This window comes from Flavobacterium sp. CF108 (assembly GCF_900129795.1).
In the GTDB taxonomy this organism is placed as follows: domain Bacteria; phylum Bacteroidota; class Bacteroidia; order Flavobacteriales; family Flavobacteriaceae; genus Flavobacterium.
The window spans coordinates 438,701-456,078 of record NZ_FQWW01000001.1 but is presented as its reverse complement, the minus strand read 5'-3'; the positions used below and the strand labels follow the sequence as shown (position 1 = coordinate 456,078).

The following is a 17,378-nucleotide window of genomic DNA, read 5'->3' as shown; positions in this document are numbered from 1 at the left end:
TTTGAATTATTTTTAGTTATGAAACAAAGAATTATTACAGCCTTTTTAATGGGATTCATTACAACAGGTATTATATCCTTCATATTAATAAGTATTAATGTAGGTTATAAAGGAAATTTTTTAGGAATATGGCTTAAATCATGGGGTATGGCATATACGATCATAGTTCCTGTTATCTTTTTCATTGGCCCTAAAGTGCAGCAATTTGCTTCTTATTTATTTAAGAAAGAACAAAAAAAATAAAATAGACTCGGTTACAATCATTAAATAATAATTAATTAAAAGATTATGGAAAACTTATTAGAATACACGATAAATGCCCACGGAGGCATCGAAAATTGGAACAAGTTTGAAAGCATTACAGCAAGGCTTTTATGCGGAGGAGTTCTTTGGGATTTAAAACAGCAGTCGGGCGTAATGCAGGATATTTATGTCACATCAAATACACGAAAACAGATGACATCACACTATCCATTTATAAACGAAGATTGGTCAACTTCATTTGAGCCCGGAAGAATAGCAATTCAGAAAAAAAATGGAGAAATAATTGAAGAAATGTCTGCACCGAGAGATTCCTTTTCAAATCATGTTTTAGAAACTCCATGGACACAACTTCAACTGGCTTATTTTGCAGGTTATGCGATGTGGACTTATTTTAATCTTCCATTTATTTTTAAAAATCCCGATTACAAAGTTACGGAGTTAGAACCTTGGAATGAAAATGGAGAATTATACAGAAGACTAGAAGTAACCTTTCCTGATGAAGTTGCTGCACACAGCGGTGTACAAACATTTTATATTGATAAAGAAGGACTCATTAAAAGACACGATTATAATGTAGATATCTCTGCCGGAGCAGCCGCAGCACATTATTTGTCAGATTATATAGAAGTGCAAGGCATAAAAATTCCAACAAAAAGAAGAGTATATATTAGATTAGAAGACAATTCAGTTCTTCCTGAGCCTCTTTTAGTATCTATAGATTTAAGCGAGATAGTATTAAAATGATGGCCTGAATTTATTTAGAATTGTTTATTGGAAGAAAACTATTTAACAGCTTTGCCATTCCATTTATCACTCAAATATTTTCGAAGCGGAATATCATAAAACACCATTACCAGATACGCAAATGCGATTAACAAAATTGTTCCCGAAATAGTAATTATCGTCAGCTGTAAAGTATCTGGTTTATGAGAAGTATAATAATTGCCAAACATCCACAATGCGGCATAATGCGTCATGTACAATGGATAAGAAATCTTTCCGGAAAATACGCAGATTTTTTTAAGGTTTGGCGTCAACTTTGCGCCAGCTCCGAAAGCGATTAACAAAGGAAAATAAAACAATACAACCAAAGTTTCTGACAACCAGTTCCATTCTGAAGACGGCATTAAAAAAGCCATAAGCAAAAATATAGTCAGGCTGATAAAACCGAGTTTGTTTTTAATAACCCAGTTGCAGCGATAAATAAGCAAACCCACTAAAAACGAATAGGAGATTCTTGCACAGCCGTCCCAAAATGTTGGACCGCTCCAGCCTCCCAGTAAATTATCTGAATTATAAGCCACATAACAAATAGCCGCAGCAGCCAGAATCGTTAGAATTTGAAGATAAAGCCGGCCAATACGGTACAATACAAAAGCATACACAATGTTTGCCATATATTCCCAAAACAGCGACCAGGCCGGAGCATTAAAACTGAACAAATTGAAACCGCGGTCAGCAATTACAGGCAGCGGAATAAGAAATAGGGAACAGATAAAAGTTAGAACGATTTTTCCAGTACTGTACAATTCAGGATGACCGCCAAAAGGGTCGAACAAAAAGGCCAGCAAACCTAATATAGATCCTATAATAACGAGCGGATGAAGCCTAATAATTCTCGATATAAAAAACTTACGAAGCCCCATTTTTGCTATGCGATCGTCATAAGCATACCCAATTACAAATCCTGAAAGACAGAAGAAAAAATCGACCGCTAAAAATCCATGTCCAATAAAATTTTGAGTAGGATGAGTAAAAACCCATTCCATAAAATGAAAAATGACAACAGCAATGGCAGCAATGCCTCTTAGTCCGTCGAGAATTTCAAAATGTTGCTTGGTTTGCAGGTTTGATTCGGTAATAGTATTCGTATTCATTGTATGTATATCCGGTCATATTAAATTAAAGGCGTCGACAAAGCATATAATTTGCTTACATGGCAAGATATATAAAATTAGCTTGCCAAGTAACCAGAAAAAGACAAAAAAATGATGATAATTGTTAGAAAAAATTACTCAAAATTTTTCCTCAAATCAATTATGGTTTGGTTGGGTACGTCAAGATTTACAAAACCTCTGCGGGGTCTGTCTAAATCGAGTGTAAATAAAATAACTAACGATACTAAAAGACAAAAACCAATTTGAACCAGCCAGTCAATTTTGCCTTTAAGCCCTTCAGAATATCCGCTATAGAACGCAATTATCATAGACAGAAAAAACAGCATGACTAAAATGCTTTCAGGAACTTTTGCTTTTTCTCCAGATAGGCGGGAAGTAGTAACATCAATCAAATCGTTAAGTGCAGGAATCATTTGCTGTGTTGCGGCAAGATTAGCCGGATCTTTAGACAGTTTAGTTGCACGTTTCCATAGTTTCGAAGAAATAACTTGGGATAAACTATCGGCCTTTAAAATTCCTTTTACATCAGGCCCCACTTCATAGTATGAAATTCTTGTTTCTACATAATCCTTAAAATCTTTTCGGAACAATGTTCGGGTTGAATCAGGATATAAATCACTTCTCAATATTGCTGTACCAACGATATTGGCTTCCTCAACCACAATTTTTCTTCGGGAATCGTAACGATCACTGCTCATGCTAAATGTAAATGCCAGTAAGAAAAAAAGCAATGCAATAAGTGAAGATGTTTCTGTCGTTTTTTCTTCTTTAGACTTTTTCTTTCGAATATGATTTCCTGCAATTTTTCCGATAAAGCTTGAAATAAGCATTAAAACAAAAAGTAACAGCGCAATTACCCACGCTTCAGTTTGATAGAGAATATCTGTATCCATACGATTAACGGTTTTTTAGAAATAATGAAATGACTGAATTAACAGAAAAAGACTCTCAAATATAAAGAAAAAAATGTAGGATTTAATTATGATGCAGTAAGTTATAATTTGCAGTTAGTCTATCAGGCTTCTTTTTTTTTTCAAACATCGCCCTCTGGGTTCATCACCTTCATGAAGGACAATTTCAGAATGTAAAAATTGTGCGGCATCGGCAGAATCTTTTACTTTAGCTGCGCTGCGTTCTAACATTTCTGCTTCAAACTCCGTTAATACACTTTTCCTAATTCCTGATTTTCTCCATTGTGATAAAGGTTTACATCCTTTTGCAATGGCTCTGGCAAGCGACAATGCATCCAGCAAAGCTTGATTGGCACCTTGTCCTTTAAACGGACTCATTGGATGTGCTGCATCTCCAATTAATGTTGATGAACCTCCTTTATCTAATAATTCAGAATCGAGTAATTGACGGTCATAAACAGGATAACCCGAAATCTGAGCGGCTAAAGTTGCCTCTAAAATCTGCGGAATAGGATCGTGCCATTGTGTTCTGCGGCAGGCTTCTTCTTTTAAAGCTAAAGGTCCTTGAGCACTTAAAGATTTTGCTTTTTCTTCGGACATTGGAAAACTCAATTGCCACATCACAGAATCTGAAGTATACGGCATGATATAGATTCGTTCATTGCCATTTGCGGTTTGAAATACAGTTGCCGAATCCAGTAAAGAACTATTAACACTTTCAAGCGCGCTCAAAGGGCAAATCCCCAATATCACGATACAATCCAAATAACGTAAAGGTGTAATAGTATCGCCAATTAAAAGCTTTCGCACCGAACTGCGAATACCATCGGCACCCACAATAAGATCAGCTTTGGTGCTTTTTATTTCACCATTTGCCAAAAAGTTTATGTCGAGACTTTCATCCTCACATTCTTTAAAATCAATTAATTGATGTCCCCATTTTACAACATCATGTCCGCCAAGTTGTTCCAGTAATTCCAAACGCAGCGATTGTCTTGCGATATGCACATTAGAACGTTTTGCAGCTACTTTAGCATCAGTCTGCAGCCATTTTCTAATTCCCCATTCGCCAACCACTTTTCCTTCTGGAGTATGAACCAAATGTCGCGTAGAAACTACGCCATCTTTTAATGAAAAAATACCTAATCCTTCAATCGCTTTACTGGCTTGCTGCAAAGTAAGTCCGTAGCCCTGAGATCGGGCAGAGAAGTTGTTATCACGCTCATAAATAGTAAAAGGAATTCCGCGGTGTAAGCAGGCCACAGCAAGTGCAGCTCCGCCAATTCCGGCACCAATAATAGCAACATGAGGGTAATTTTCTGTATCTGGTTCGGGATAACTGGCTGATTGGATTAATCCAGATCCGTTGCAGTTCAAACATTTGTATAAGTTAGCCTTAGGACGAACAGGAGGAGTTCCATTGCCTTGTGTTTTTTCAAATTCTTCGAATGCCATTTGGTAATTAAGCCGTACTTTTTTACTAAGCCTTCGACTTTTTTTACCGCGACCCTGACATTCCTGGCAAGTAGTCCACATATTCGTTTGTTTAAAACTAAATTTTTGTACCAAATTTAGAATGGGCAAATTTAGAGCGAAATTAGTATATACACAAATTCAATTTTTTATTGAAGTACAATCGCTATCTTATTTTTTAAATATCAATAATTTTCAATACCAAATTAGCGAAATAAAATAAATAAGATTTTTTCTATAGCTATAATGTCTTGAATTCTTTGGTTTTACAAGAAAGGTATACTCATTGCTTATCAATTGAAACTGATAACAGAATTTTAACATAGTTCTGTTTAACATTCCTTAATTTGTTAGGGAAATAAGTTAAAACCAAAAACGAATTTTATTAGAATTTTAATTACCAATTAAACATTTGTATATGGAAAATTTAAAAGCATCCCTAACGGCTATTGACGGCCTTTTTACAGAAGAAAATCTAATCCCCCAAGAATATCAGATTTCAGAAATTCATCAAAGAGAATATCTCTTAAATGGTAAATTAGTTCCATGGAACGGAGACGTTACAGAAGTTTTTTCTCCCGTTTTTGTAAATGGAGCAGACGGACTTAAACGCAAACTCGTTGGAACAATTCCGCATACTTCTGCCAAAGAAGCATTAGAATCGTTAGACGCAGCGGTTGCAGCTTACGACGACGGACAAGGCGTTTGGCCAACAATGAGCGTTGAAGACAGAATTAAATGCATGCAGAAATTTGTGTATTTAATGATTCAGCAGCGTGAACTGGTGATCAAACTTTTGATGTGGGAAATTGGAAAAAGTCTTCCTGATTCAACCAAAGAATTTGACCGAACCGTAGAATACATCAACGCTACAATTGATGCCTTAAAAGATCTGGACAGACAATCTTCACGATTTGAAGAAGCAGAAGGTGTTTTGGCACAAGTTAGACGATCTTCTCTGGGCGTTGTTTTAAGTATGGGACCATTTAATTATCCTTTAAATGAAATTTTTACCACGCTGATTCCGGCCTTAATAATGGGAAATACCATTTTATTTAAACTGCCTAAACATGGCGTTTTAGCACATTATCCTTTATTGAATGCCTTTAAAGAAGCATTTCCTCCGGGAACGGTAAATACACTTTATGGACGAGGAGCAGAGATTATTTCTCCATTAATGGAAAGCGGAAAAGTAAATGTACTGGCTTTTATTGGATCAAGTAATGTAGCAAATGGATTAAAGAAACTACACCCAAAAGCGAACAGACTGCGTTCTATTTTAAGTCTTGATGCTAAAAATGCGGCCATTGTAACCAAACACGCCGACATAAATGTGGCTGTAAATGAATGTTTACTGGGCGCATTATCTTTTAATGGACAGCGCTGTACGGCATTAAAATTAATTTTTGTACAGAAAGATGTTGCCGATGAATTTGTCCAAAAATTGAGTGAAGCTGTCGCCGCCTTAAAACCGGGACTTCCTTGGGATAAAGACGTAAAAATTACACCGCTTCCGGAATTTGATAAACCGGCTTATCTTAAAAATTGCCTGGATGATGCATTGGCAAACGGAGCAAAAATTATAAATGAAAACGGAGGCTATACCAATAATTCATTTGTATTTCCGTCTGTCGTTTATCCTGTAAACGATAAAATGAAATTGTATCACGAAGAACAATTTGGCCCAATTATTCCGGTTGTTCCTTTTGATTCTATAGATGAACCCATTAATTACCAAATCAACGCGTCGCACGGAATGCAGGTGAGTATTTTTAGTGAAGATTCGAGAGAAGTGGCCAATTTAATTGATCCGTTTGTGAATTTGGTAAGCCGAGTAAATATCAACTGCCAATCACAACGCGGACCAGACGTTTTTCCGTTTACCGGAAGAAAAGACAGCGCAGAAGGAACTTTATCCATATCTGATGCATTGCGTTCGTTTTCAATTCGTTCACTTGTTGCTACCAAAGCTACAGATGCCAATAAGAAATTGTTCAATTCGATTGTAAGAGATCACGATTCTAACTTTTTAAGTACCGATTATATATTTTAATGGAAAGTGAGCAATTGTATTATCTTTGTTTAGCTAGAAAAATTAGCTTTTTAAAGTTTTTATACCCAAGATATGTTTGAAGTTTTTTCCAAATATTTACTGAATCAGATACAATTGAGTGATGAAGAATTAGAAATGATTCGGGAAGTTACCGTTGTACGTAAACTTAGAAAAAATCAATACCTGCTTCAGGAAGGCGATATCTGGCGTTTTAATGCTTTTATTACAAGAGGCTGTTTGCGAACGTATAGCGTAAATGATAAATCAAACGAGCATATTATTAATTTTGCGATTGAAAATTGGTGGATAGGAGACCGGGAAAGCCTTCTAAACGGAACGCCTTTACGTTTTAATATAGATGCGATTGAAGACAGCGAAGTATTATTAATCAGCAAAGATAATTTTGCAATGCTTAACAAAAGTATTCCTCAATTTCAGGATTTGGTAAACTAGATTATCGAAAGAAGCTTTGGCGCAAGTCAAAACAGAATTAACAGCAGTATCAGCCATTCTGCCGAAGAAAAGTATAAAAACTTTATGGAAAAACAGGCTCATATTGCCTTAAGAGTTCCGCAGCATATGGTCGCCTCTTATTTGGGAATAACGCCTGAAACTTTAAGCAGGATTCGAAAGCAGACTTTGAAGAAATGAGTTGATAATTGATAATTGTGAATGGTTAATTATTAATCTGAATACAAAAAGGTTAGAAAACATTGTTTTCTAACCTTTTTTATTTGAATTAAACTGAATTATGCGTTTTGTCCGCCGTCAACTGTGATGGTTGTTCCGGTTACAAAAGAAGCTTCAGGACTTGCGATAAATGCAACCACATTTGCAATTTCAGAAGGATCAGCATAACGACCTAAAGCTACGCTTGCTTTTACAACATCTGAGAAATCAGTATTATCAGGATTCATATCTGTAGCTGTTGGCCCAGGATGAATTGTGTTTACCGTAATTCCTTTTTTTCCTAAATCCCAAGCCCAACCTCTTGAATAAGCAGCAAGAGCAGCTTTTGAAGCCGCATAATCTGCAAATCCAGCAAATGGTAAACGGTCTGCAAACGTAGAACCAATGTTGATGATGCGTCCGCCTTCTCCTAAATATTTAGTTGCAGCTCTTACACCTGCAGCAACTCCAGCCGTATTTACAGCATGTAATTCTTTTAAAGCATCCAGTGTTTCATCTGCATTGTCCACAACGCTGTAAACAGAAACTCCGGCGCTGTTTACTAAAATGTTTAATTTTCCAAATTTTTCTGCTGTTTGGTCTACCGCATTTTTAACAGAAACAGGATCTCCGCTGTTTGCTTTTATGGCAAATGCTTTACCGCCGTTATTTATAATTTCATTGGCTAATGCCTGTGCTTTTTCTTCAGAACTTACATAAGTAAAAGCTACAGCAGCTCCATCTGCTGCTAATTTTTTTACGATTGCAGCACCAATTCCACGACTTCCACCAGTTACTAATGCTACTTTATTTGCTAATTTTTCCATGATCTAATTTTTTAATTTGTGAATTTTATTAATGTATTAATTGTTTTAATTTGAAGTGTTTAATAAATGCAGTCCCGCAAGCGGTCCGCCTGGAAATTGCTGCATGGCGCCGCCGCGAACCAAGCTTCCAAGATCAACTCCAGAAAAGTTTAAGGTTTCTAAAAGTACTTTGACGCTGTTTTTAGCTTTTGAATTGTCGCCAGAATAAAAGATGACAGTTCTGGCACTATTTTTATTATTTGGTCCAATCACCGCAGGCTGTAAAGTATTGAATGCTTTTACAATATGTGCATTTGGTAAAAGTGAAGCCACGATTTCGCTTGAAGTTTTTCCGCCCAAATCAGGAAGAATAAATCCAGGATTAATAATGGGATTGTTGGCATCAAGAATAATTTTTCCTGTCATATCTGGTAAATCCTGAATGGAATCTTCCAGTTTTTGCCACGGAATAGAAAGCAAAATAATATCAGCTTCTGCAGCTTCTTGTTTGCTGACTGCTTTTACATTATTACCTATTCTTTGTGCTGTATCTTTTAATGAATCTGCTCCACGGCTGTTGCTGATAAAAACTTCATGTCCGGATTGAGCTGCTCTTTGAGCAAAAGCTAAACCTATAGCTCCGGCTCCTATAATTCCTATTTTCATATCGTTTATTATTATATTGTTGATATTGATTTTAATAAGACAAAGTTATAGCAGGAGCGAGGGGCAGACCAATGACCTTTAAAGCAAAAAAGCCTTGACATAGGTCAAGGCTTTTGTTATTTTTTGGCAGATAAACTTCTGATTCTGCTTAATCTTTCGGCGGAAACGCCCAAATAAGAAGCAATCATATGCAGGGGAACGCGATTAAAAATATCAGGAAATTTTTGAATAAACTGATTGTATCGTTCTTCTGTACTAAACGTCATCGCATCATTTACTCTGTTTTGTGCCGCGATATACGTTCTGTTTATAAGATTATTAATCATCGAGAGAAATTCAGGAATCGCAATAAATAAGTTATCCATATCTTCTCTTTTGATCATTATCAAAATTGATTCTTCGAGAGCGTCAATATTATATTTAGATGGCGTGATATTTAGTAAAGCTTCGCGATCGCCCGCCCACCAGTTTTCAATAGAGAATTTTATAATATGTTCGGCACTTTTTTCGTCTACAGTATACGTTCGCAGACAGCCGGAACATACAAAAGCATAATGCTGCCAAAGATCGCCTTCCTGAAGCAAATATTGTTTTTTGCGCAGTTTTTTAATTTTTCCAACTTCACGAATCTTTTCAAAATCACTATCAGAAATAGTGACTTTACTATTAATATAGGTTTTAAAAAATTCGAAAGCGCTATTTTGAGTTTCCTCAGTATTTTTCATAATCGTATGCAGACTTTTTGATGAGCTAAGTTACTTCAAAAAAAGATAATTTAAGAGCTAAAAATCTTGATTAAAGTCAATTTGTTTGATATTATATATCAATGTTTTCCAAAGTTAGAAACAAGAACTTTGTAAGTGACCATGAGTGCTATAAGATAACTTTGCTTTTAAAGCAATAGAAGATTAAATAAAATTTGGCAGCTTGTTCGTAAATCGATCTATATCAGGAAGAAAATTAAATTATGATGTGTTAATCAAAATGATAAAAACGTATCATTTTGATAGGTATATGGATTAGCTGTACTGTTTTGTTGTTTTGTGTAAATTGTTGATAAACAGTATTTAATGTTTAAAAGGGAATTATAATGTTACAATTGGTCTCTAATTTGGAAAACGTGTTTGAATTATAGAATTACGCTTTATTACTAAATTAAAATGCGATAAATCAAATATGAAAACCCAAGAACCGCCCGTAGATTTTTCAGACAAAGATTTTCTGTCTGCCTCCATTTTAGATAAAACCAACTTATTCTGCCATAATCAAAACCCTGAAGATCCAATTGAATTTTGGGTTGAAACTGCCAATTCTGATCATATTTTTTGGGTACAGGAAATTTGTGACATGACATTATCATCTGCTTTAGCCCGGGGAACTGGTATTTCCGGACGGTCACCAGAACTTCTTAAGGAAAAAATAGAAAAGGGTGAAGCTGTTATTGCTTTTGCATTAGACGGAAGATGGGCAGGTTTTTCTTTTATTTCTTCTTGGGATAATGGCCGTTATGTTTCAAATTCCGGATTAATAGTGGCTCCTGAATTCAGACATACGGGACTTGCTAAAAACATTAAAAGAAAAATTTTTGAATTAAGCCGTCAAAAATATCCCGAAGCCAGTATTTTTAGTCTTACAACAGGTTTGGCAGTAATGAAAATGAACCACGAACTCGGTTTTGAACCTGTTACTTATTCCGAATTAACTACCGATGAGGTTTTTTGGGAAAACTGTAAATCCTGTGTCAATTGCCCCATATTACTGAATAAGGAAAGAAAAAACTGTTTATGTACAGCAATGTTATTTGATCCGAAGAAACAAAATATCCTATAACTTTTAAAAATGATTATATAAGTGTTTGATTTTGAGTTTAAGTAATTTTAATAAAATTTAAAAATTAGAGTTATGAACACAAAAAATCCAAATCCGAATAACATTCCAAAGAGTGGTTCTGATAATCGAAGTGACATGAGAAAACATCAATATAAAGATCATGATGAAGTTTTAACAAACGATGAAAAATATGATGTTGATACTCATAAATTTAAAGATAAAGAACCTGATTTTGACGATAAGTTGAATAACGAAGAAAAAAATAATTTTAAAACGTCTCAAATTCCTATTTGAGACGTTTTTATTTTGAATTAATTTTAGTTGTTGAAAACAATAATGACAATACTTTGCTAAGTATTCAACTAGAGAGCAGTTTATAATTGTTAATAAATTTTGCGAAGTAAAAAAAACTATGGGTTGATTTTTATAGATTTGCAAATCTATAATTTCTAAAAATTAGTTTTTTGGAAACAATTATAAAAGCCAAAGACAATGAAATCCGTTACCTCAATATTTTTATTTTTAATATTCGGTTATTCAAATTGTTACTCTCAATTGAGCTCAGATCAAATATGGGAAAGCTTTAAACAAGGAGAACGCACCAACTGCTCATCGATTGCTTTAATCAAAGCCGCTTTAAATATTTATGGATTAGACAATCTTTTTGTAACTCAAAAAATAAGCGACAACGAGCAAAAAATTATACTAAAAAATAATGCTTCCTTTAATCTAAAAAGCGCTGAACTTGATAAAGCCAGATTTTCTGCAGGGTTTGTTCTTATTAAAGATAATTGTGAGGCCGAAGCCATTACAGATTATGCAATACTGGCCTACGCAGTAATGGCAAAATACAAACAGATTATTGATAAGGATGCCACTTTTGATAAAGCATTAGAAGATTTAGAAGATGGTGAAGTGTATACACCAACTATTTATAAATATCTGGGATTCGAAAAAGGCAAGCAAATTCAAAAATTAAAGCGACAATCCGGAAATGAATTTTGCGGTGTTGTGGCTTGGTCAACAGCACATGCCGTGTTTGTTTGTGAAGAATTTATGGATTATTACGGCAATAAAAAGAGTATTTGGATAAAATATCCGGGAAGATTTAGAATTATTAAGTCGCCAGACGATATAAGAAACAGCCATCAAATAGCCGAAATTCCTAAAGATACGCTGAGTTACGACGACGAAATTGAATGATATAATACTCATTGTTAAAGTTTTCTAAAAAAAAGAAATGAAATAAGTTGTGATTTAACTTAATTTATATATTTTTGTCACAACCAACAACTAATTTACATCTATAAAATGAAGAGCAAAATTATACTATTATGTGCCCTTTTCTTCTTGACGACTGGCGCTATCATGGCACAAGCAAAAAATGCCCCAAGAAGTATCATCAGTACAACAGCCTTAATTCGTAAATACCACGATCAAAAAGAATTAAGCGGTATGCAAAAAGGTGAACTTTTAGAATTGTACATCGAGCGTATTAAAGTTTTAGTAAAAACTCTTCCTTACATCGCTTTGGTTACAAAACCAGGAGTTACTATGGCAGATTTAGGTATTCCAGACGATGGAGACCACAAAAAAATCTTAGATAACCAAGCAATTGGAACTTCTACTTTCTTAGATACCACAGTAGAGTTTCAAAGAAAAATGATGCCTTACTCTGATAAAGGAAACCTTATCGCAGCAATTTTATTCTACGAAAACACATTAAAATCTTTACACGAATTCAACGACTTGAACGAAATGTAACAAACATACAAGTTTGTAAAAACTTAAAAACTCCAAAGTCATTTGATTTTGGAGTTTTTTTTATGCTGTTTTTAAATTAAAATCTTAAAATTGAAGAACTACTTTTTATCGTCCCATTCTTTTTTAAGCATTGCATATTGAAATTCGCTTCCCCATTTTCCTTTAAAAAAAATATTTTCAATAAAATGTCCTTCTTGCCTGAAATCAATGCTTTTTAGCAGATTAATTGAAGCAATATTTTCTGCATCAACTATTTCGACTACACGATGTATTTTTATTTCATCAAACAAAAATGCCAAAATCCCCAAAAGAACTTCTTTAGCATAACCCTTTTGTTGTTCCAAATGCGAAATAGTAATTCCTATTTCGGCAATTCTTGGATCATATTTGTCAAGTTTAATGGCGCAGTCACCAATAAGTTTTCCAGTTGCGCGATTTTCAATTCCGTATTGTACCCATTCTCCGGCTTTACCAAAATATTTATTGGAATTATCTTTAATAAAATCTTCTGCCTGTTCTATTGTCATAACATCAAAACCCTGATATTTTGTGACTTCTGGATTGGAACGATAGATAATAAAGTCTGATAAGTCAGATAATGTTAAATGTCGAATAATAAGCTGTGCAGTTTCTATATGTAAAGGTTTATCGGTCATTTAGTTATCTAAAGTTTTAAAAATGAATTTTGGTTAAATGAAAGTAGACCAATTTCATTGAATTTACAAATTGAAAAAATTAAAGTTTCCTGACTTTTTCTTTTTCGCAATCTTATGTAAGTAAATATTTATTTTAATTACAAAAAGCGAATGTCATTATAAATAAGGTCGATTTTTTCTATATTCTCATTTTCAGAGCCTTAAATTATCAAGTTTGCATCTATACTTCTTCTTGATTTTTTATTTCCTTAAAAACTATATATGACTGATTATTAGGTTTTTACGTAAACGAAATCGTTATATAAGTCTTGATTTTTTACCAACCTTTTCCTTAATTTATTTTTTAAGTATAGTTTCGTTATAACCTTTTTTAAGGCACTAACTATTTAAAAACCAAAACTTATGAGAAACAAATTACATGCTATTTTTTTTAAAAGAGACAAATACTGCCATATTATACTATGGATTTTTTTCGTTCTCTTCACTTCAGGTTCTTATGCGCAGCGCGGTTATTATGATGCGCCGTATAAAAGATACGAAGCCAACTTAGGCCAATTGTCAAATGGAGCTTCAGTTACTTCAAAATCATATGTGCAGTCTGATCTTCAATCTGAAGCTTCAGATCAGCAATGTGTGAATCTCTCTGCAACAAATGCTACGGTTCAATGGACACTTACAGAAGCCGCAGACGGACTTGTAATTCGTTACAGCGTTCCTGACGGACAATCGGGAACTGTAGGTGTGTATAACGGAAACACAAAGCTTGCAACGCTTACTTTGACTTCAACCTGGTCTTGGGAATATTTGTGGAGCAATGGAAATCCTAATAATAACGGAATCACAAATCAAAATCCAAGAATGCGTTTTGATGAAGTGCGTTACAAACTTCCTGCTAAAATTGCCGTTTCGGGAACTTTAAAAATTGTGAGAGAATCAGGAAATATCCATTTGGATTTTGCAGAAATGGAACCAATTCCAACAGCGGTAACGGCTCCGTCAGGTGCTGTAACGTATAGCGGAAACGGAAGTGATCTTCAAACTTTTATCGATGCAAACGGTGGTAAAAAAATCTTTGTTCCAACTGGAGTTTATAACGTAAACCGAGAATTGTATTTTGGTTCGGCAAACACTTCCTTAATTGGTGCGGGAATGTGGTATACTCAAATTAATTTTACCAACACAAGCAGTTTAAACGGCGGATTGCGTGCCAATGCGAGTAATATTTCATTTACCGATCTTTATTTGACGACAAACTCGGCTTCGAGAAGTAACTCTTATAAAGGTATAAATGGCGTTTTTACAAGCGGTTCAATCGTAAAAAATATTTGGGCAGAACATTTTGAATGCGGTGCCTGGATTGCACAATACAATACGGGAGGTCCTGCAATTGCCGACGGATTTACATTATCTCATTGTCGTTTTAGAAACAATTATGCGGATGGAATTAATCTTTGTAAAGGAACTGCAAACTCTGTTGTAGAGCATTGTAACTTCAGAAATAACGGTGACGACGATCAGGCGATTTGGTCTGCTGATGGATTGGAATGTATCAATAATACGTTTCGATACAATACTTCAGAAAACTGCTGGCGTGCTTGTGGTCTTGCTATTTATGGCGGAAAAAATAACAAAGGTTACAATTTGATTATTAAAGACAATCTTGAAGCGGGTATCAGAGTGAGTAACAACTTTCCGGGAGCGCCATTTAACAATGACGGAATGCACGAAATTCACGATATTACGGTATCAACCTGCGGAACTTTTAATGATACGTACAATAATCCTGTAGCGGCTGTAGATATTTTTAGTGCTACAAATGCAGGATCTCAGGTTAAAAATGTACAGTTTTATAATATCGATATTAATGATTCAAGAAATGATGCAATTTCTATCAGTAAAAGATCGGGAGATGGAATTTATAACCTTTCATTTAAAGACATTACCGTTAACGGAACAGGTAAAGAATATCCAAACAACAATGCATTAAACAGAAACTGGGGCAGAGGTTACTTTGTACTTATTGCAGGTTCGCCTAGCGGAAATGGTACGTATTGTAATATGAATTATTCTAACAGAGGCGGAAATGCTGCTGCAAATGAAGAAATCAGTGCTATCGGTTCATTTTCTTGGACACAAAGTTCTAATTGTTCTACTGTAAATGTTCCTGTTACTGGCGTTACAATCACACCAACAACAGCGACTTTAGGCGTTGGAGCAACACAGCAATTAACGCCAACTGTTGCTCCGGCAAATGCGACGAACAAAAACGTAACGTATAGTTCAAACAATACGGGTGTTGCAACGGTAAATGGTTCAGGTTTAGTTACTGCGGTTGCTTCGGGAACGGCAACGATTACGGTTACAACACAGGATGGAAATAAAACAGCAACAGCTGTAATTACAGTAAATTCATCAAATGTAGCGGTAACAAGTGTGAGTTTGAGTCCAACATCTGCAACATTATCTGTAGGCGGAACGCAGCAATTAACGCCAACAGTTTTACCATCAAATGCAACAAATAAAAACGTAACGTATAGTTCTAATAATACGGGCGTTGCAACTGTAAATGGTTCAGGTTTAGTTACAGCGGTTGCAGCAGGAACCGCTACGATTACAGTTACAACTGTAGACGGAAATAAAACAAGTACAGCATCGATTACGGTTAATGCTGCAACTGGAAATTATTTTACGATTAAAAACAGATGGACTGGTAATTATTTATATGATGCCGGAGGAAATGTTGGCTACGGAGCAACGGTTGTCAACAACAATTACAAATGGGAAAAAGTTGCGGTTGATGCTACTTTTTATATCCTGAAAAATGTAGGTACGGGAGATATAATGCATATTGAAAACTTAACCGGAGCGGTGCAATGTACTGCGGGATCAAATGGCTGGTGGAGCGCACAATGGTCAAGTGAAAATGTGGACGGAACTTACGTAAGAATTAAAAACAGATGGCAGACAGGGGCTATGATTCACATTGAAAACTTAAACGGTTCTGCTCAATATAACGGAGGTCAAAACAATTGGGAAAGTGCGCAATGGCAGTTTCAATCTACTTCTACATTAAAAAAAGCTAATGTTGAAGCAGCAGTAACAGTTGAAAATTCTGTAGTTAGTATTTATCCAAATCCGTCGATTAACAATGAATTTAATGTTGTTTTACCGGAATTAGAATCGGGTGATTCGGCAACTGTAACGGTTACAGATATTAACGGAAGAAAAGTTTTGGTAAACAAAATCAATTCTTCAGCAAAAATCAATCATCATTTAGCTTCTGGAATTTATGTGGTTACCATTAATTCTAATGCTTTTAATGTTTCTAAAAAGTTGATTATTAAATAATAAATTAGAATTTTATGTAAAGGTTTTCAACTTTTACAGTTCAAATTCTTCATTTTAAAAACGATCAGATATGTTTTATATCTGGTCGTTTTTTGTTTTCTCTAAATATTTTTCCTGTTACTTTCAAAATACAGAATTTCTTCAAAATTGGTGTTCAACTTTGCTCCATAATTTAATTGTTTTCTATGAGGAAAAACTACGTTTATTTTAATCACCAAGCGTAATTATTAATTTCTAATTTTCATTTAAAATGGGAAAATCGTTCCTCTTATTTATTTTTGGTATGGCTTCTATGTGTGCGCAAAACACAGTAAGTGATACAATTGCAGTACAAGACACTGTACACAATTTAAAGTTTAATTACAAACAATTGATCATTCCCGGCGTTCTTCTTGGTTATGGTTTTATTGGCTTAGAAAGTGACCAGCTTAAAACTTATAATGCACAAATTAAGGAAGAAGTAAATGAAGATATTGATCACAAAATCTCTATTGATGATTTCTCGCAATGGGCTCCTGCGGCTTCTGTATACGGATTAAACGCTTTTGGTATAAAAGGAAAAAATAATTTGAAAGACCGTTCTATTATTTTAGCGAGTTCTTATTTAATGATGAGTGCTTCGGTATTTGCTCTAAAAAATATTACTAAAGTAGAAAGACCGGATGGATCGTCTAACAATTCTTTTCCTTCAGGACATACTGCCACCGCTTTTGCCGGAGCAGAATTTATGTATCAGGAATACAAAGACCAATCGATTTGGTATGGAATTGCTGGATATGCTGTAGCGACAGGAACGGGACTTTTTAGAATGTACAATGACAGACACTGGCTTACAGATGTAGTTGCAGGCGCGGGAATTGGAATTTTAAGTACCAAAGCGGCCTATTGGATGTATCCGTATTTGCAGAATAAAGTTTTTAAATCTTCAAAAGAAAACAAAACCATATCGATGATTATGCCTTTTTATAACGGAAAAGAATTGGGCTGCAGCTTTGTGAGACAATTTTAAATCTGACTTTAAAACAAAAAAATATTCCATA

At 34.8% G+C, this 17,378-nt stretch carries 18 protein-coding genes; 11 read left to right on the top strand and 7 right to left on the bottom strand.

Going from position 1 to position 17,378, the window contains the following annotated elements:
* Positions 1–18: 18 nt before the first annotated feature.
* Both BUE10_RS02040 and BUE10_RS02035 read left to right on the top strand, forming a co-directional pair.
* Positions 19–243: a DUF2798 domain-containing protein gene (locus BUE10_RS02040; protein ID WP_073481781.1), complete on the top strand. Its 225-nt coding sequence runs from the start codon at positions 19–21 to the stop codon at positions 241–243.
* 45 nt (positions 244–288) lie between these two features.
* A complete protein-coding gene (locus BUE10_RS02035) occupies positions 289–1,008 on the top strand; it encodes a hypothetical protein (protein ID WP_073481779.1) in 720 nt (239 codons plus the stop codon).
* Between the two features lie 38 nt (positions 1,009–1,046).
* On the opposite strand, the gene BUE10_RS02030 is transcribed toward BUE10_RS02035, so the two are convergent.
* From BUE10_RS02030 to BUE10_RS02020, 3 genes are all read right to left on the bottom strand, one after another.
* A complete protein-coding gene (locus tag BUE10_RS02030) occupies positions 1,047–2,141 on the bottom strand; it encodes an acyltransferase family protein (protein ID WP_073481776.1) in 1,095 nt (364 codons plus the stop codon).
* A 134-nt stretch (positions 2,142–2,275) separates the two neighbouring features.
* Complete coding sequence (locus BUE10_RS02025) at positions 2,276–3,055, bottom strand: bestrophin-like domain (protein ID WP_073481773.1); 780 nt, start codon at positions 3,053–3,055, stop codon at positions 2,276–2,278.
* Between the two features lie 114 nt (positions 3,056–3,169).
* Complete coding sequence (locus tag BUE10_RS02020; protein WP_073481770.1) at positions 3,170–4,609, bottom strand: FAD-dependent oxidoreductase; 1,440 nt, start codon at positions 4,607–4,609, stop codon at positions 3,170–3,172.
* A gap of 355 nt (positions 4,610–4,964) precedes the next feature.
* Here BUE10_RS02020 and BUE10_RS02015 point away from each other — a divergent pair, with 355 nt between their 5' ends.
* The 3 genes from BUE10_RS02015 (at position 4,965) to BUE10_RS24185 (ending at position 7,250) form a co-directional block, all read left to right on the top strand.
* Positions 4,965–6,599, top strand: a complete 1,635-nt coding sequence (locus tag BUE10_RS02015; protein ID WP_073481768.1) for an NADP-dependent glyceraldehyde-3-phosphate dehydrogenase — start codon at positions 4,965–4,967, stop codon at positions 6,597–6,599.
* A 72-nt stretch (positions 6,600–6,671) separates the two neighbouring features.
* Positions 6,672–7,052, top strand: a complete 381-nt coding sequence (locus BUE10_RS02010) for a Crp/Fnr family transcriptional regulator (protein ID WP_234984698.1) — start codon at positions 6,672–6,674, stop codon at positions 7,050–7,052.
* 84 nt (positions 7,053–7,136) lie between these two features.
* Positions 7,137–7,250 carry a helix-turn-helix domain-containing protein gene (locus tag BUE10_RS24185; RefSeq protein WP_234984697.1) on the top strand — a complete coding sequence of 38 codons (114 nt, stop codon included), beginning with the start codon at positions 7,137–7,139 and terminating at the stop codon, positions 7,248–7,250.
* Between the two features lie 98 nt (positions 7,251–7,348).
* Here the strand turns inward: BUE10_RS24185 and BUE10_RS02005 are convergent, their stop codons facing one another.
* From BUE10_RS02005 to BUE10_RS01995, 3 genes are all read right to left on the bottom strand, one after another.
* Positions 7,349–8,095: an SDR family oxidoreductase gene (locus tag BUE10_RS02005; RefSeq protein ID WP_073481765.1), complete on the bottom strand. Its 747-nt coding sequence runs from the start codon at positions 8,093–8,095 to the stop codon at positions 7,349–7,351.
* 45 nt (positions 8,096–8,140) lie between these two features.
* Positions 8,141–8,740: an NADPH-dependent F420 reductase gene (locus BUE10_RS02000; RefSeq protein WP_073481762.1), complete on the bottom strand. Its 600-nt coding sequence runs from the start codon at positions 8,738–8,740 to the stop codon at positions 8,141–8,143.
* A 116-nt stretch (positions 8,741–8,856) separates the two neighbouring features.
* Positions 8,857–9,465 carry a Crp/Fnr family transcriptional regulator gene (locus BUE10_RS01995; RefSeq protein ID WP_073481761.1) on the bottom strand — a complete coding sequence of 203 codons (609 nt, stop codon included), beginning with the start codon at positions 9,463–9,465 and terminating at the stop codon, positions 8,857–8,859.
* A 451-nt stretch (positions 9,466–9,916) separates the two neighbouring features.
* Here BUE10_RS01995 and BUE10_RS01990 point away from each other — a divergent pair, with 451 nt between their 5' ends.
* From BUE10_RS01990 to BUE10_RS01975, 4 genes are all read left to right on the top strand, one after another.
* Entirely contained in the window at positions 9,917–10,570 is a 654-nt protein-coding gene (locus BUE10_RS01990) for a GNAT family protein (RefSeq protein WP_073481758.1), read from the top strand.
* 72 nt (positions 10,571–10,642) lie between these two features.
* On the top strand, positions 10,643–10,864 hold the full coding sequence (locus BUE10_RS01985) for a hypothetical protein (RefSeq protein WP_073481755.1): 222 nt from the start codon (positions 10,643–10,645) through the stop codon (positions 10,862–10,864).
* A gap of 261 nt (positions 10,865–11,125) precedes the next feature.
* On the top strand, positions 11,126–11,773 hold the full coding sequence (locus BUE10_RS01980; protein ID WP_234984696.1) for a hypothetical protein: 648 nt from the start codon (positions 11,126–11,128) through the stop codon (positions 11,771–11,773).
* Between the two features lie 108 nt (positions 11,774–11,881).
* Complete coding sequence (locus BUE10_RS01975) at positions 11,882–12,334, top strand: hypothetical protein (RefSeq protein WP_053470390.1); 453 nt, start codon at positions 11,882–11,884, stop codon at positions 12,332–12,334.
* 98 nt (positions 12,335–12,432) lie between these two features.
* On the opposite strand, the gene BUE10_RS01970 is transcribed toward BUE10_RS01975, so the two are convergent.
* A complete protein-coding gene (locus BUE10_RS01970) occupies positions 12,433–12,990 on the bottom strand; it encodes a GNAT family N-acetyltransferase (RefSeq protein ID WP_073481752.1) in 558 nt (185 codons plus the stop codon).
* A gap of 402 nt (positions 12,991–13,392) precedes the next feature.
* On the opposite strand from BUE10_RS01970, the gene BUE10_RS01965 reads away from it, so the two are divergent.
* Entirely contained in the window at positions 13,393–16,338 is a 2,946-nt protein-coding gene (locus BUE10_RS01965) for an Ig-like domain-containing protein (protein WP_073481749.1), read from the top strand.
* Positions 16,339–16,588: 250 nt separating this feature from the next.
* A complete protein-coding gene (locus tag BUE10_RS01960; RefSeq protein WP_073481747.1) occupies positions 16,589–17,347 on the top strand; it encodes a phosphatase PAP2 family protein in 759 nt (252 codons plus the stop codon).
* The last annotated feature ends 31 nt before the right edge of the window (positions 17,348–17,378 follow it).

Coding starts and splice junctions, on each gene's coding strand:
- BUE10_RS02025 (WP_073481773.1), bottom strand. CDS start 3,055: ATGGATACAGATATTCTCTATCAAACTGAAGCGTGGGTAATTGCGCTG.
- BUE10_RS02005 (WP_073481765.1), bottom strand. CDS start 8,095: ATGGAAAAATTAGCAAATAAAGTAGCATTAGTAACTGGTGGAAGTCGT.
- BUE10_RS01995 (WP_073481761.1), bottom strand. CDS start 9,465: ATGAAAAATACTGAGGAAACTCAAAATAGCGCTTTCGAATTTTTTAAA.
- BUE10_RS01965 (WP_073481749.1), top strand. CDS start 13,393: ATGAGAAACAAATTACATGCTATTTTTTTTAAAAGAGACAAATACTGC.
- BUE10_RS02030 (WP_073481776.1), bottom strand. CDS start 2,141: ATGAATACGAATACTATTACCGAATCAAACCTGCAAACCAAGCAACAT.
- BUE10_RS01975 (WP_053470390.1), top strand. CDS start 11,882: ATGAAGAGCAAAATTATACTATTATGTGCCCTTTTCTTCTTGACGACT.
- BUE10_RS01970 (WP_073481752.1), bottom strand. CDS start 12,990: ATGACCGATAAACCTTTACATATAGAAACTGCACAGCTTATTATTCGA.
- BUE10_RS02015 (WP_073481768.1), top strand. CDS start 4,965: ATGGAAAATTTAAAAGCATCCCTAACGGCTATTGACGGCCTTTTTACA.
- BUE10_RS01990 (WP_073481758.1), top strand. CDS start 9,917: ATGAAAACCCAAGAACCGCCCGTAGATTTTTCAGACAAAGATTTTCTG.
- BUE10_RS01985 (WP_073481755.1), top strand. CDS start 10,643: ATGAACACAAAAAATCCAAATCCGAATAACATTCCAAAGAGTGGTTCT.
- BUE10_RS02020 (WP_073481770.1), bottom strand. CDS start 4,609: ATGTGGACTACTTGCCAGGAATGTCAGGGTCGCGGTAAAAAAAGTCGA.
- BUE10_RS24185 (WP_234984697.1), top strand. CDS start 7,137: ATGGAAAAACAGGCTCATATTGCCTTAAGAGTTCCGCAGCATATGGTC.
- BUE10_RS02000 (WP_073481762.1), bottom strand. CDS start 8,740: ATGAAAATAGGAATTATAGGAGCCGGAGCTATAGGTTTAGCTTTTGCT.
- BUE10_RS02010 (WP_234984698.1), top strand. CDS start 6,672: ATGTTTGAAGTTTTTTCCAAATATTTACTGAATCAGATACAATTGAGT.
- BUE10_RS01960 (WP_073481747.1), top strand. CDS start 16,589: ATGGGAAAATCGTTCCTCTTATTTATTTTTGGTATGGCTTCTATGTGT.
- BUE10_RS02040 (WP_073481781.1), top strand. CDS start 19: ATGAAACAAAGAATTATTACAGCCTTTTTAATGGGATTCATTACAACA.
- BUE10_RS02035 (WP_073481779.1), top strand. CDS start 289: ATGGAAAACTTATTAGAATACACGATAAATGCCCACGGAGGCATCGAA.